The sequence below is a fragment of the Kitasatospora sp. NPDC001527 genome (assembly GCF_040298605.1).
GTDB lineage: Bacteria > Actinomycetota > Actinomycetes > Streptomycetales > Streptomycetaceae > Kitasatospora.
Genome location: NZ_JBEPAM010000047.1, coordinates 51,103 through 66,572 on the forward strand (window position 1 = coordinate 51,103; position 15,470 = coordinate 66,572).

At 74.1% G+C, this 15,470-nt stretch carries 9 protein-coding genes; 3 read left to right on the forward strand and 6 right to left on the reverse strand.

What is annotated here, in order from left to right; all coding sequences use genetic code 11:
- The first annotated feature begins 85 nt into the window (after window positions 1-85).
- The gene (locus ABT238_RS31175) at window positions 86-664 is read left to right on the forward strand and encodes a CAP family protein (RefSeq protein WP_350802105.1); all 579 of its coding nucleotides are present in this window, start codon (window positions 86-88) and stop codon (window positions 662-664) included.
- Here ABT238_RS31175 and ABT238_RS31180 read toward each other — a convergent pair whose 3' ends face one another.
- The 6 genes from ABT238_RS31180 to ABT238_RS31205 all read right to left on the reverse strand — a co-directional run bounded on the left by ABT238_RS31180 (window position 665) and on the right by ABT238_RS31205 (window position 10,414).
- Window positions 665-4,456 (reverse strand): nSTAND1 domain-containing NTPase, encoded by a 3,792-nt coding sequence (locus ABT238_RS31180; RefSeq protein WP_350802110.1) that lies wholly within the window; start codon window positions 4,454-4,456, stop codon window positions 665-667. It abuts the gene before it with no gap.
- 201 nt (window positions 4,457-4,657) lie between these two features.
- On the reverse strand, window positions 4,658-5,122 hold the full coding sequence (locus ABT238_RS31185; RefSeq protein WP_350802113.1) for a VOC family protein: 465 nt from the start codon (window positions 5,120-5,122) through the stop codon (window positions 4,658-4,660).
- A 466-nt stretch (window positions 5,123-5,588) separates the two neighbouring features.
- Window positions 5,589-6,086 (reverse strand): ATP-binding protein, encoded by a 498-nt coding sequence (locus tag ABT238_RS31190; protein ID WP_350570104.1) that lies wholly within the window; start codon window positions 6,084-6,086, stop codon window positions 5,589-5,591.
- 183 nt (window positions 6,087-6,269) lie between these two features.
- Window positions 6,270-7,547 carry a L,D-transpeptidase gene (locus ABT238_RS31195; protein WP_350802117.1) on the reverse strand — a complete coding sequence of 426 codons (1,278 nt, stop codon included), beginning with the start codon at window positions 7,545-7,547 and terminating at the stop codon, window positions 6,270-6,272.
- 173 nt (window positions 7,548-7,720) lie between these two features.
- On the reverse strand, window positions 7,721-9,010 hold the full coding sequence (locus ABT238_RS31200; protein WP_350570102.1) for a L,D-transpeptidase: 1,290 nt from the start codon (window positions 9,008-9,010) through the stop codon (window positions 7,721-7,723).
- 177 nt (window positions 9,011-9,187) lie between these two features.
- On the reverse strand, window positions 9,188-10,414 hold the full coding sequence (locus ABT238_RS31205; RefSeq protein WP_350802122.1) for a L,D-transpeptidase: 1,227 nt from the start codon (window positions 10,412-10,414) through the stop codon (window positions 9,188-9,190).
- A gap of 738 nt (window positions 10,415-11,152) precedes the next feature.
- Between ABT238_RS31205 and glgX the strand changes: the two genes are divergently transcribed.
- On the forward strand, window positions 11,153-13,408 hold the full coding sequence (gene glgX, locus ABT238_RS31210; RefSeq protein WP_350570098.1) for a glycogen debranching protein GlgX: 2,256 nt from the start codon (window positions 11,153-11,155) through the stop codon (window positions 13,406-13,408).
- 168 nt (window positions 13,409-13,576) lie between these two features.
- The coding region (locus ABT238_RS31215; protein WP_350802138.1) for an ABC transporter ATP-binding protein at window positions 13,577-15,470 on the forward strand (1,894 nt) is incomplete at its 3' end.

Below are 15,470 nucleotides of genomic sequence, written 5' to 3' on the forward strand. Positions count from 1 at the left end.
GTGAACCCGCCGCATTCGGCCACCCGGGTGGTCCGGCGGCTGCCATCGTGACGGGACAACACCCCCACGAGCCCCCGGAGCGCGGATGAAGCACACCCGAACCGGTGTCCGCACCCTCACCACCCTGCTGCTGGCCGCCCTCCTCGCCGCCGTCGGCGCCGCCCCCGCGGCGGCCCGCGCCGCGCTGCCGGACGCCACCGACGCGGCCTTCGCCGACGACTGCCTGCGCGCCCACAACGAGTACCGCGCCCGCCACGGCGTCCCGGCGCTGGCGCTGGACCCCGCCGCCCAGGAGTACGCCAGGAGCCGCGCCGCCCGGCTCTCGACCTTCGAGCGCCTCTCCGGCGGCCACGCCGGCCTCGACCCCGCGTACGGCGAGAACCAGTCCTGGTTCGCCTCCACCGCCCCCGACAGGGCCGGCTGCCGCCGGGCCGTCGACGCCTGGTACGCCCAGGCCGGGGCCTACGACTACACCCGCCCCGGCTTCTCCGCCGCCACCGGCCTGTTCACCCAGATGGTCTGGAAGTCCTCCACCCGCCTCGGCTGCGCCCGCGCCCACGGCCGGGGCGACACCTGGTACGAGACCTACGTCGTCTGCGACTACGGCCCCCCGGGCAACGTCTCCCCCCAGTACGCCGAGAACGTCCTGCCCCCGCTCCGCTGATCAGCAGGTCTCCCGGTACGGGACGCCGGGCAGGTGGGTGCGCCACTCCGCCCGGCCCAACCCGCCGCCCGCCCGGCGGCACACGCCCGCCGCGGCGGCGGCCGGGGCGACCTCGATCCGCTGCCGCACCTGCCCCCCGGCGACGTACAGGGCGGCCGAGTCCGGCGAGAACGCGAGGTCCTGCACCGTGTCGCCGGCGGTGGGGAAGGGGGCGCCGACCGGAAGGTGCGAGTCGAGGTCCCAGAGCTGGACGGTGCTGTCCAGGTACGCGACGGCGAGCGTGCGGCCGTCCGGCGAGAAGGCGAGGGCGAGGACCATCGACGCGCCGAGGTCGGCGCGGGTCAGGATGCCGAGCCGGCGTTCCAGGCCGCCGTCCCACAGGGTGACCCGGCCGGCCGACTCACCGGCCGCGAGGTACCGGCCGTCGGCGCTGAACTCCAGCGCCTCCGCGGCCGCGAGGTGCCGCGGGTGCGGCATGGCCGTCAGGCGCGGCAGGTCGACGACGTCGCCGGAGGACGTGACCAGCAGCCGGCCGTCGGGACGGATGGCGAACTCCTCCCCCTGCGGCCCCGGGACGGTCGCGGTCACCCGGCCGGCGCCGGGGTCCCAGAGTTCGAGCCCCGCCGTCCCGGCCCGCAGCACCACCCGGCCGTCCGGGGCGAGCGCCATGCCCGACCAGCGCTCCGGCGGATCGCCCGCCGGAACCACCGGCCCGCCCCGCCGGGCGTCCCAGAACCCGATGCTCCGCGCGAGGCCCGGCCCCCAGGTGCTGTAGCCGAGCCCGCTCCCGTCCGGACGGAACGCCAGCGACACGGCGCAGGGCGGCGTGAACCGTGCGAAGGGACCTCGGGACGGCTCCCGCCGGCAGGGCTGCCCGGGCAGCCCGGCGACCGGTGCACCGGTACGGCCGTCGACGAGCGCGAAGCGGGCGAGCCCGTCCGCGCCGGGCAGGCCCGCGGTGGCGAGCAGGGACCCGTCCGGGCTGAACCTCGCCTTCAGCAGCTCCGGCTGCCAGTCGGCCCGGACCGTCCCGCTCACGTCCAGGGTGCGGACCACGGAGCCGGTACCGTCGCCCGGACCGGCCAGATAGCGGAGCAGCCCGGTCCGCGGGTCGATCCGGGGGTCGACGGCGATCTCGCCGTCGGTCGGATAGACGAGGGCCGGCGAGTTCGGGCTGTCCAGCCGCCAGAGGAGCACCTCCGTGCCGGTCATCGCGACCAGGTAGCGGTCGTCCGCGCTGCTCCCCAGCTCCCTCATCCGGCGGAACTCCAGCGGCAGGCCCTCGGTGCCGGTGGCGGTGTCCCAGGTCCGGACGGTGCCGTCGGTGACGTGGGCCAGCACCCGGCCGCCCGCGACGAACCGGTACGGCTCCCGGTAGCAGTCCCGGTCGGCGGTCCAGGGCACCGCCAGCTGCCGGCGCTCGGCGACGTCCCAGAGCTGGAGCGGGCGCCCGGGCACGCAGTAGGCGAGCAGCCTGCCGTCGGGGCCGAGCGTCACGTCCGGAGCGTCCGGGTCGAACAGGCGGTGGTCCCGCGCGTACCGGGCCGTCGTCGAGGCCGGCATGCTGCCGCCCGTCGGGTCGGCGGCCGGATCGCGGGGCGCCCGGAACTCCATGAGCGCCCCGCCGCCGCCCGCGTCCCACAGCGTGACCACGTACTCGGTGGGCGTGCGGTCGTACCCGACCACCTGCCGGCCGCTCGGGCCCATCTCGGCACCGCCCGACGCCGGGCCGAGGACCAGGTCGGGGGTGCGGCCGGTCAGGTCCCGTACCGCGACCCGGCCGGCGTTCTCCGGGGCCGGCTCGTCCGGGAAGAAGGTCACCAAGTCCCCATCCCCCTCCTTCCACCCCACCCGGCCGACATCCCCGCCCAGCCCGGGGAGGGTGCGCACGGGCGCGCCGGTCTCCAGGTCGCGGACGGTGACCCGGTCGGGGCCGATGCTGGTCAGCGTCCGGCCGTCGGAGCCGAGGTGGCGGACGGTGCCCGGGTCGCCGTCGGGGTCGGCGTAGGCGTCCAGTTCCCGCTGCGCCGCGGCGCCCAGCACGGCGGACCTGGTCTCCGGCAGGTCGGCGAGCCGCCAGGCGGCGAGGGCGAGCCGCATGGCGGTGCGGGGGTCGGACAGCCGCAGGACGGCGGCGACGCCGGCGGCCCGGCGCGCGTCCGCCTCGACGCGGCGCCGCTCGCCGGTCCGGTTCTGCTGCCACGCCGCCAGGCCCGCCGTCAGGGCGAGCGCCAGCACCGCGCAGAGCACGCCGGTGAGCGCCCGCCGCCGGCGGCGCTCGCGGCCCTGCGCGGCGGTGCTGGCGGCGAGGAACTCCCGCTCCAGCGGGGTGAGTTCGTCCGGCCCGTCGGGCCGGGCCGGGAACCGGTCCGCCGCGACGGACAGCCGCACCCCCCGGTACAGCGCGCCGGTGTCCCGGTCCAGCGCCGCCCAGGCCTGCGCGGCCTCGGTGAGGCGGCGCTGGGTGTGCAGGCGTTCGCGGTCCTCGTCGATCCAGCCGCGCAGCCGCGGCCAGCCGGTGAGCAACGCCTCGTGGGCGAGGTCCACGGTGGAGCCGGTCAGGGTGATCAGCCGGGCGCGGGCCAGCTGTTCGAGGACGGGCGCGGCGCCGGGGCCCGCCGCGGCGCGCTCGGCGAACTCGGCGCGGTCAGCGGGCCGCCGGGTGTCATGGGTGCCCTGACCCGGTGCGACCAGCCGCAGCAGCACCCTGCGGGCGACCGCGGCCTGCGCGGGGGTGAGGCCGGCGTGGAACTCCTCGGCGGTGCGGGCGAGCGCGCCGTGCAGTCCGCCCGCCGCCTCGTACGCGCTCTCCGCGAGGGTGCGGCCGCGGCGGCGGCGCCAGGTCTCCAGCAGGGCGTGCGAGAGCAGCGGCAGGCCGCCGGGCTCGTCGGCGAGGTCGCGGACGATCCGGGCGGTGAGCGAGCGTTCGACGACCAGCCCGCGGGCGGCGGCGGGCCGCACGACGGCGTCGCGCAGTTCCTCGGGGCTCATCGGGGTGACCAGCTGGGTGGTCTCCCGGACGGCCTCGGCGAGCGGGCCGTGGGCGGCGCAGTGGCCGAAGAAGTCGGCCCGTACGGCGAGCACCACGCGGGCGCCCCGGTCGGGCCCGGCGGCGGCGAGCAGCAGGCCGACGAAGCGGGCGCGCTCGGCGGCGTCGGCGCAGAGCGTGAACACCTCCTCGAACTGGTCGACGAGCAGCACCACGCCCCGGCCGGTGTTCTCCGGCGCGAGCAGTCCGGCGTGGCTGCGGACGGGGTGCGGGCCGGGCGTCAGGATGCGGATCGCGGTCGGCCGGTGCGGGCCGGCCTCCTCGCGCAGGGCGGGCACCAGGCCGGCCCGCAGCAGCGAGGACTTGCCGCTGCCGGAGGGCCCGACCAGCGCGACGACCCGTCGTTCGCGCACCAGCGCGACGAGCCGGGCGACCAGGTTCGCGCGGCCGAAGAACAGCTCCCGGTCGCCGGGCTCGAACCGGGCCAGCCCGAGGTACGGCGCGCCGGCCGGGTCGTCGCCCGCGGCCGCCCGCTCGGCGAGCTCCCGGCTCGCCCGCTGCCAGCGCCCGGTCCAGTCGTCGGCGTCGCCCCCGCACGCGCCGACGTAGGCGAGGACGACGGGCAGGGTCGGCAGCCGGTCCCCGGAGGCGGCCTGGGCGAGCGCGGCCGGCGAGTAGTGCGCGCGGGCGGCCATGGCCCGGTAGGTGAGGCCGCCGGCCTCCTGTCTGAGCTCGCGCAACTCGTGGGCGAACCGCTCCACCGGCCCGTCCGCCGGATCCACCGGCCGTTCACGGCGTCCCATCCCGTTCCCCTCGCCCCCCGACGTCGGCCCGGGCCACGGTAGGTGCGGGGATCCCCGGCCCACAAGGCGCCCGGGCGGCGGGGCGGGCTTTGTCCACGGCGGTCCGGAGGGCCTTCTGGACAACGCCCGGACGGCGAAGACTGCGGTCATGGCGCCGGGCCTCCCCGACGGGGGTGGGGAGGCCCGGGGCCCGGCCGGCCGTCAGCCGGTGGGCAGGCGGCGGTGGAGCTCCTCCGGCGAGAGGTCCTCCAGGTGGGTGAGGAAGATCCACACATGGCCCGAGGGGTCCTTGAGGACGGTGGTGCGGTCGCCGTGGAACATGTCGGTCGGCGGCTGGAGGACCTCCGCGCCGACCGCCTCTGCGCGCGCGGCGAGGGCGTCCACGTCGGGCACGTAGACGTGCAGGGCGACGCTGGTGCCGCCGAGCACGGACGGGGCGGTGAACGGCGCGCCGTCCCCGCCGGCGTCCCCCAGCATCAGCACGGACCGCCCGATGCTGATCTCCGCGTGCAGGACCCCGCCCCCGGGCGCGTCGATCCGGATGTCCTCGCGGGCCCCGAAGGCCCGCTCGTAGAAGTCGATCGCCGCAGCGGCGTCCGCGACCATGATGTGCGGGACGGCCGCGTAGCGGTACCGGTCGGGAACGACGCCGTCGGTGGCGGTCATGGGCGGATCCCCCTCGGAGAGTGCCGCCGGCCGTTCACCGGCGGTCCGGGAGGACGGTAGGAGGTGAAGCCGACTTGAGGTCAAGCGCCACGCGGTGGCGGGCCGCCCGGGAAGCCCCGGAGGCGGGCACGGAATAGTGTCGATCATGAATAATCTCAGGCCACGGCGTGAACCTATGCAAATTCCCAAGGTGAACTAAGTTACAAACCTTGAAATCGAAGCCACCTGGTTTGCCCACATGCTGAGATCCATGCGATAGTCGAGATGTCCGAGGGCGGACGCCAGCGACTGGCACGCCCCTGGGCGCGAGAAGACTTCGGCCGGCCCGACCTGGCGCGGCCGACGCCCATCGCGCGGCACGCACCCCCTTGGCCGGCGCGATGACCTGCAGGGGCCCCCAGCCGCCGGACCACGGTGAAGTCGGGGGCCCCGCGTGTTTTCCCGGCCGGACGGCCGCCCTCCGGAGTCAGGCCCGCTCGCGGACCTTCAGCTCGAACCAGACGCCCTTGCCGCGCGGCAGCAGGTCGGCGCCCCAGCGGTCCGCCAGGTCGTCGACCACCTGCAGGCCGCGCCCGCGCTCGTTCACCGGGAGCGGCTCCGCCACGACCATGCACGGCAGGGCCCGCGAGGAGTCCCGCACTTCCACCCGGACCCAGCCCGGCTTGCGCATCACGGCCAGTCCGATCGTCCGGCCGGCAGCGTGCCGCACCGCATTGGCGACGAGTTCACTGGTGAGTAACTCGCCGACCTCCAGGTGCTGGTGCAGGTCCCAGGTCTCCAGGGCCGCGAGCACCAGCCGGCGCGCCAGCGGGCCGGTCGCCGGCCGGGACGGCAACCGCACCTCGCGCGGCGCCTCCCGGTCGCACAGCTTCCCGACGTACAGCTGTTCCAGCTCCTCGGAGCTGAGCCGTTCCAGGGCCGCGAGGGCGTCCTGGAACGGAGCCCACGACGCGTCAGCGACCAAGCTGGCACCCGGAAGTGATGACTGATCTGTTTCGCCCCAACCCGCCATGCGACCCATCATTGCGGAACGCAAGCGGCCGCGTACGGACAATGAGCAAACGATCACGGGTGTTTCGGCATATGCCGCGTGCAACCCGAACCCGCGTTCGGGCAGGTCCGGGGCAGGGTCGCGACGGGCCGCGGGCTACCAGGCACTCCAGTCGAGGTTCCAGCCGCTGAGGCCGTTGTCCGGCGCGACCCGGCCGCGGGCGGAGTTCTGCACGGTGACCACGTCCCCGATCAGCGAGCCGTCGTAGAACCGGCCCGCCGAGGTGCCCGGGCCGCCGCCCTTGACGTCCTTGAGGCCCACGCAGCCGTGGCTGACGTTGTCCTCGCCGAAGGCGTTGCTCCAGTAGTTGCCGTGCACGTAGGTGCCGGAGTCGGTGAGCCGCATGGAGTGCGGGACCTGGAGGTCGTAGGGCTCGCCGGTCATCCCGGGCAGGGTGCTGGACTGCATCCGCACCACGCCCTCCTTGGACATGACCACCATGGTGCCGTTCCAGGTCGGGTGCTCGGGCGAGCCGGAGGTGATCTCGACGACCGAGCTCTGACCGTCCCGGACCACCGTCATCCGGTGCGCCCCGGCGTCAACCGTCGAGATCTGGGATCGCCCGATAGTGAAGGGCTCGTCCCGGTCGACTCCCCCGTAGACGCCCGGGGCGATCTCCACGCTCTTCAGCCGGTACCGGACGGTGACCTGCGTCCCCGGGTTCCAGTACTTCTCGGGACGGAAGTCCAGCCGGCGGTTGCCGAACCAGTGGCCCCGCACCACGGTGCCGTCGCTGGTGTTGAAGGTGATGCCCTTCGCCACCGCGTCCTTGTTCTTCACGTCCTTGTCGAAGGTGACCGAGACGATCATGCCCACGCCGTAGGTGGCGCCGTCCTCCAGGTTGTCGCCCGCCTTCGCCTCGCGCTCGGGGGTGAGCGTGGTGAAGCTGCTGTCCGCCGAGGCGACCACGCCGCCCGCGTCCGCCGCCAGGGCGCTCACCTGGTACGCGGTGCCGACGGCCAGCGGGCCGGACGGGGTCCAGCTCGACCCGTCGGCGGCGATGGTGCCGGCCACCTCCTTGCCGGCCCTGTCGCTCACCTTGACGGTGGTGAGCCTGCCGCCGGAGACCGCGACCCTGAGCGCGCCGTCCGGGGCGACGTCCACCGCGCCGGCCCCGGGCTGGATGTCCACCACGGCCTGCGAGACCCTGGGGGCGGCGCCGGTGGCGGGCGCCCCCGCGGCCGTCGTGGGGGCCGCGGGGGCCGTGGGCGCCGCGCCGGCCGCCGACGGGACCCCCGCGGTCCCGCCCGCGCCCAGCTCGGCCTTGGCCGCGCTGCCGCTCCCGCCCCCGCTTCCCCCGCCGCCGCAGGCGCTGGTCAGCACCAGCGCTCCCCCGACCAGACCGGCGGCCATCACCCTGCGTATCGACTTCACCGTCGACTCCCTCCCTCGTACTCGCACGACCAATACACGCACCACCCAGCGGAAAGGTTGCGCCGTTCGGGGACCCGTCCACGCGGAAACGACGACCGGCCCGACCCCGGCGAGTGGGGATCGGGCCGGTCCGTGCCGTACCGGGCCTGGCGGCGGCTACCGCCGGGTAGGACCTACCAGTTCGCCCAGCCGATGTTCCAGCCGCTCAGGCCGTTGTCGGGGGCGACGGTCTTCTCCTTGGAGTTCTTCACGATGACGACGTCGCCGATGATCGAGTCGTTGAAGAACTTGCCCGCCTGCGAGGTGTCGCTGCCGCCCTTCTCGTCCTGCAGCGAGATGCAGCCGTGGCTGGCGTTGGTCTTGCCGAACGGGTTGGCCCAGTAGTTGCCGTGCACGAAGGTGCCGGAGGTGGTCAGGCGCATCGCGTGCGGCACGTCCGGGATGTCGTACTCGCCGCCGAGACCGACGGTCTGCGAGTTCATCCGGGTGACCTTCTCCTTGGACATCACCACCATGGTGCCGTTCCAGGAGGGGTTCTTCTCGTCGCCGAGGGTCACCGGCACGGTGTGGCTCGCGCCGTCCCGGGTCACCGTCATCTGGTGGCTGGCCGAGTCGGCCACGGAGACCTGGGAGCGGCCGATGGTGAACGGCTCGTCCTTCTCCACGTCGCCGTAGACGCCCGGGGCGACCTCGACGTTCTTCAGCCGGTACTTGATGGTGACCTTGGTGCCCGGCGCCCAGTACTTCTCGGGGCGGAAGTCGATGCGCTTCGAGCCGAACCAGTGGCCCTTCACGGTGGTGCCGTTGTTGGTCTCGAAGGTGATGCCGCCCAGGACCGCGTCCTTGTTCTTGATCTCCTTGTTGAAGACCACCGAGACGATCATGCCGACGCCGTAGGTGGCGTTGTCGGCGATGTTGTCGTTGGTGGAGACCTTCTTCTCGGGCGTCAGCGTGGTGAACGAGGTGGTGGACGCGGCCACCAGGCCCTCGGCGTCGGTGGCCTGGGCGTTCACCTTGTACGCCATGCCGACGGCTAGCGGGGAGGTGGGCTTCCAGCCGCTGCCGTCCGCGGCGATGGTGCCCGCGACCGGCTTGCCCTCCTTGTCGGTCACCTCGACCGCGGTGAGCTTGCCGTTGGCCACGGCGACCTTGAGCGCGCCGTCCGGGGCGACGTCCTGGGCGCCGTCCTTGGGCTCGACGGTCACCACGGCGGCCGAGGTCTTCGGCGTGGCCGCGGACTGGCCCGGCGCCGGAGTGCCGTTGCCGGAGTCCCCCGTACCGTTGGCGCCGGCCGTGGCGGCCGCTTCGCCGCCCCCGGTGGTCTTGTTGTCGCCGCCGCTGCTGCTGCAGGCCGCGGTGAGCAGCAGCACCCCGCCCATCGCCAACGCCACCGCACTGCTGCGCAGACGGCGGCGGGTGACGGTGGTGCGTATCGCGGCGTCGGCCGCCCTAACCGGCTTCACGGTCTCTCCCCTCCCGGTGTACATCCTGATGGACGCATTGTTCGCCCGGACGGGTTGCACCGGACCGGCGATCTTTCGCGCCGGGCTTCGGCGCGGCAAGCAGGATAGCTGGGCCGAATGGGTGAATCCTGGGGAGGCTACCGGTGAACGCCGGTGAAGATCATCCGCACATGATCATCAGGGGGTGACCGTCGGGGACGGGCTCCCGGACGGGGGCGGGGAGGCGGTCCCGGAGGGGCTCGGGGACGGGGCCGGGGACGGGTTCGGTGACGGGGCCGGAGACGGGCTCGGGGGCACGTTCACCACCGGTCCGGCGGGCGGGGTGGCGGAGGGGCTCGCGGCGGAGCGGAAGGCGCTTCCGGCCACCCACTGCGCCCAGGACAGGTTCCAGCCGTTCAGACCGTTGTTCGGCGGCACCACGTCGCCCGTCGCGGCCTTCACCTCGAACACGTCCCCCGGGAGCGTGTGCTCGAAGAGCCAGCCCGCCGGCGTCTCGCCGCTCGACCCGCCCTTGACGTCGGCCAGGCCGATGCAGCCGTGACTGGTGTTGGCGGTGCCGAACACCGACGGGCTGGCCCAGTAGTTGCCGTGCACGAAGGTGCCCGAGTTGGTCAGCCGCATCGCGTGCGGGACGTCCTTGATGTCGTACTCGTCGCCCATCCCGACGGTCTGCGAGTTCATCCGGGTGACCTTGTACTTCTCGGACACCACGAGCACGCCCCGGTACGTCGTGTGCCTGGCGTCCCCGCCGGACACCTTGAGCGTGCGCACCGCCTTGCCGCCCTGGCCGGCCCGGACGGTGAGGGTGTGGGCGTCCAGGTCGACGGTGGACACCTGGGCCCGGCCGACGGTGAACCGGACGTCCTTGCTCTGGGTGCCGAACTCGCCCGGCGCGCCCTGCACGTCCTTGAGCCGCAGCGCGACGGTGACCCTGGTGCCCGGCGCCCAGTAGTCCCGGGGGCGGAAGTCCAGGCGCTGGCCGCCGAACCAGTGCGCGGCCACCTCCACCGGCGGGTCGGCGGTCACCGCGATCGCGCGCTCCACCACGGCCCGGTCGGTGATCGGGCGGCTGAACCGCAGCGAGACCGGCATGCCGACGCCGACGGTGGAACCGTCCTCGGGGGTGAAGAAGGCGACGAAGGTGTGCGCCGGGGGCATCGTCGAGAAGTCGGTGTGCTGGACCGCCCGTTGGCCCTGGTCGTCCTCGGCGACGGCGTCCAGGGTGAACGCGGTGGCCGGCGGCAGCGTGCCGTTCGGGGTCCAGCTGGCGCCGTCGGGGGAGAGCGTGCCGGGGACCTCGCCGCCCCGGGTGTCGGCGAGCCGCACGGAGACCAGCCGGCCCTGGGCGACCGTCACCCCGACCGGGCCCTCGGGCGGCAGGTTCTGGGTGTCGTCGGCGGGCACCGCGGTGATCGACGCCCGCGAGGGCGGAGGCGGAGCGCCCGGACCACCGGACGGAGCGGCGTCCCCGCTCGACGTCCCCGACCCACCGCCACCGGCACAGCCGACCAGCACCGCCAGGCAGCAGCCCAGCGCCGCCAGCCGCCCCACCCACATCTCGCGGCCTCCCGCCGTCTCCGTCCGTTACCCCCCACAACGAGGCCACCCCCACCAGGACACGCCGACACGCCGCCCCACCACCCCGAAAGCCCCACCCCATCCACCCTTTTTATGTAGACCGGTCTACTGATGGCCGCCGCCCACCCGGAGCGAAAAGTCGGCCCGGCCGACTTCCCACTCCCCGCGCGCCCGCTCGGAGCAAGAAGTCGGCGGGACCGACTTTCCCCTCCGGGAGCACCCCGCGAATCTGTAGACCGACCGACATATTCCACGGCGGGGCCCAACCGGCGTGCAGGGGCAGGCGCGAGCACAGGAGGAGCGCGGACCAGGAAGTCGGACCCGCCGACTTTCCACTCCGGGAGCACCCGCGAATCTGTAGACCGGTCGGCATATTCCACGGCGGGGCGCAGACGGCACGCAGGGGTGGGTGGGGTGGAGTGGGAAGTCGGGCCGGCCGACTTTTCGGGTGCGCGCCCGGGCGCCATCTGCCGGTAAGACGGTGTTCAGCCGCTTCCGTCCGGCGTGAACAGGGAATGAGAGACCGCACGGGGTCCGGGACACCCCGTCAGGGAGGGCACCGCCATGGCGTCAGGGCAGGAGTCGGCGACCGCCGTACGCGCGCACGCCCCCGGGACCGCGGACGGGGCCGGCGGTGCGGTGCCGTGGCCGGGCAGCCGGCTGCCGCTCGGCGCCCGCTTCCACCCAGGCCCGGACGGCCGCCCCGGCACCAACTTCGCGCTCTGGGCCGGCGGCGCCGAGGCCGTCGACCTCTGCCTCTTCGACGAGGACGGCCGCGAGACCCGCCTGCGCCTCACCGAGCAGGACGCCCACACCTGGCACGGCTTCGTCCCCGGCGTCCTCCCCGGCACCCGCTACGGCTACCGCGTGCACGGCCGCTGGGACCCGTGGACCGGCGCCCGCTGGAACCCCGCCAAGCTGCTGCTCGACCCCTACGCCCGCGCCGTCGACGGCGCCTACACCTCCCACGACGCCACCTGCGCCGCCGTCCGCGGCTGGCCCGAGGCGGACGTCGCCGACACCGTCCGCGACAACCGCGACTCGGCCCCGTACGTCCCCAGATCCGTCGTCGTCCGGGACGACGACGACTGGTCCGACGACCACCGCCCCAAGACCCCCTGGGCCGAGACGGTCCTCTACGAACTGCACGTCCGCGGTTTCACCCTGCGCCACCCCGACGTCCCGCCCGCCCTGCGCGGCACCTACGCCGGCCTCGCCCACCCCGCCGCCCTCGCCCACCTCACCGGGCTCGGCGTCACCGCGGTCGAACTGCTTCCGGTCCACCACCACGTCAGCGAGGACCACCTCCAGGCCCGCGGCCTGGTCAACTACTGGGGCTACAACACCGTCGGCTACTTCGCCCCGCACGCCGGCTACTCCGCCTCCGGCTCACGCGGCGGCCAGGTCGGCGAGTTCAAGCGGATGGTCCGCGCGCTGCACGCCGCCGGCATCGAGGTGATCCTCGACGTGGTCTACAACCACACCGCCGAGGGCTCCGAGATGGGCCCCTCGCTGTTCCTGCGCGGCATCGACAACGCCGGCCACTACCGCCTGCCGCCCCACCACCCGCGCGGTTACGCCGACTTCACCGGCTGCGGCAACACCCTGGACACCCGCCGCCCCCAGGTGATCCGGCTGATCACCGACTCGCTGCGGTACTGGGTGCACGAGATGGGCGTGGACGGCTTCCGCTTCGACCTCGCCGCCGCCCTCGCCCGCGGCGGCGCCGCCACCGGCAACGGCCACGGCGGCGGCCACGACGTCACCAGGGAGCACCCGCTGCTCGCCGCCATCGCCCAGGACCCGCTGCTCAGCCGGGTGAAGCTGATCGCCGAGCCCTGGGACGTCGGCCCGGGCGGCTACCAGGTGGGCGGCTTCCCCCCGCCGTGGGCCGAGTGGAACGACCGCTACCGCGACACCGTACGCGACTTCTGGCGCGGTGCCCGCCCCGACGTCCGGGAGCTCGGCTACCGCCTCTCCGGCTCCTCCGACCTCTACCAGCACGCCGGACGCCGCCCGTACGCCTCCGTCAACTACGTGACGGCGCACGACGGTTTCACCCTGCGCGACCTCGTCTCCTACGACCGCAAGCACAACGAGGCCAACGGCGAGGCCAACCGGGACGGCACCGACGACAACCGCTCCTGGAACCACGGCGCCGAGGGCGAGAGCACCGACCCCGCCGTCACCGCCCTGCGCCGCCGCCAACTGCGCAACCTCATCGCCACCCTGCTGCTCTCCGCCGGCGTCCCGATGCTCACCGCCGGGGACGAGTTCGGCCGCACCCAGGGCGGCAACAACAACGCCTACTGCCAGGACAACGAGGTGAGTTGGCTCGACTGGTCGCTGCTCGACGACCCGGCCTGGCGCGCCCTGTCCGCGTTCACCGCCGCACTGGTCCGGCTCCGCCGCCACCACCCCGTGCTGCGGCAGCGGGCGTTCTTCTCCGGCCGCGCCACCACTCCGGGCGGTCGGCCCGATCTACTGTGGTTCACACCTCTTGGCCGGGACATGACCGAGACCGACTGGTTTGCGCCGACCGCGTCACTGGGCATGCTCCTGTCGGGAACCGCGATGTCCGAACGCGACGCCCACGGCCGTCCGTTGCTCGACGACAGCTTCCTGCTGCTCCTCAACGCCGGTCCGCGGCCCCTTCCCTTCACCCTGCCGGGCACCCCCTGGACGGCCGAAGGTACCCGCTTCGAGACCGTCGTCGACACCGCCGCCGAGGACGGCACCGGCCCAGCCGGTCTATACCTCCCGGGGGATGCGGTGCTGCTCACCGGGCATACGCTGCACCTTCTGCGGGCGACGCCCTGATCCAGCCGTGCACATGGCCGGTAATCGACGGTGCGTTCGATACCTGGCTGAGCGATAGAGAGTATCCGGCCTATTCTCGCCGCGATGGCCAAGAACCAAGTCCTTGACACCGCCACCGATTCCGTCGCAGTGCCCGGCACCGCGCCTCCCGCGCCCCGCCGTTCGACAGTGCGCTCGCTCCTTCGGATGTGGCCCTACGTTCGTCCGGTCCGCACGCGCCTGGTCGTCTCGACGACCGCCGCGATGCTCGCTTCCCTCAGCACCCTGCTCGTACCGATCGTCCTCGGAAGGATCGTCGACGGCCCGATCGCCGAGCACGACCTCCAAGCCCTCTGGCCCCTCGCGGCCCTCCTGCTCCTGCTCGGCCTCTCCGAAGCCGCCTTCTTCCACGCCCGCCGGGTGGTGGTGGCCAGGCCGCTCGCCGAGGTCGAGACGACCCTGCGCGGCGAGCTCTTCGGCAAGCTGCAGCGCCTGCCGGTCTCCTTCCACGACCGTTGGGGCTCCGGGCAGTTGCTCTCCCGCGCGATGTCCGACCTGCACGTCATGCGGACGTTCCTGTCGTTCCCGCTGGTCTTCCTCGTCGTCAACACGCTGACCTTCCTGGCCGGCATCGCGCTGATGTTCACCCAGGACTGGCGGCTCGCCCTCATCACCCTCGGCCCGACCGTCCCGCTCTTCCTGCTCACCCGCCGCTTCGAGTCCCGCTACTCCCGCGCCACCCGCCTGACGCAGGACCGCAACGGCGACCTCACCACCCTCATCGAGGAGTCCGTCCTCGGCATCCGGATCCTCAAGGCCTTCGGCCGCCACCGCTCGATGGCGGAGCGGTTCCACGGTCAGTCCTCCGAGCTCCGCCGCACCGAGCTGGACAAGGCCGGCATGCTCGCCAACCTCTGGTCGATCGTCATCGGCCTGCCCGAACTCGCCCTCGGCTGCGCCCTCGCGGTCGGCGCCTACCTGGTCGCCCACGACGAGCTGAGCGCCGGCTCCCTGGTCGCCTTCCTCTCCACCGCGCTCACCGTGCGCTGGCCGATCGAGTCGCTCGGCTGGCTGATGGCCTACTCCAACGAGGCCGCCACCGCCACCGACCGCTTCTTCGAGGTGCTGGACGAGCCCGACGCCGAGCCGGCCGACACCGACGCCGCCCCCACGGCCACGACCACCGCCACGAAGACCACCCCGCGGAGCACCACGAAGAGCACCACGACGACCACCGCGACGACCGTCACCACCCCCGACGGCATCCGGCTCACCGGCGTCCGCTTCCGCTACCCCGACGCTCCCGCGGGCACCCCCGATCTGCTCCGCGGCGTCGACCTGCACATCCGCAGCGGCGAGACGATGGCCCTGGTCGGCGCCACCGGCAGCGGCAAGACCACCCTCACCGCCCTGCTCCCCCGCCTCTACGAGACCACCGCCGGCACCATCACCCTGGACGGCCGGGACATCCGCGAGCTGGACCGCTCGCACCTGCGCGAGATGGTCGCGGTCGCCTTCGAGGACCCCACCCTGTTCTCCACCACCATCCGCGAGAACGTGCTGATGGGCGCCCCCGGCGCGGACGACGACCAGCTGCACGCGGCCCTCGCCACCGCCCAGGCCGGCTTCGTCGACCACCTGCCCGAGGGCGTCGACACCGAGGTCGGCGAGCAGGGCCTCGGCCTGTCCGGCGGCCAGCGCCAGCGGCTCGCCCTGGCCCGCGCCGTGGTCGGCGACCCGGCCTTCCTGGTGCTCGACGACCCGCTCTCCGCGCTGGACGTGCACACCGAGGCGCTGGTCGAGCGCGCCCTGCGCGCGGTCCTCGTCTCCACCACCGCCCTGGTGGTCGCCCACCGCCCGAGCACCGTGCTGCTCGCCGACCGGGTCGCCGTCCTCGCCGACGGCCGGATCGAGGCGGTCGGCACCCACCAGGAACTCCTGCAGAGCTCGGCGCGCTACCGCGCACTCATGTCGGGGGGGGGCGGGCGCGCCCCCCCCGGGGGGCCCCCCCCCCCCCCCCCACCCCCCCCCCCCCCCCCCCGCGCCCCCCGCCAGCCCCCCCCCGGGCGGCCGGCCCCCCCGC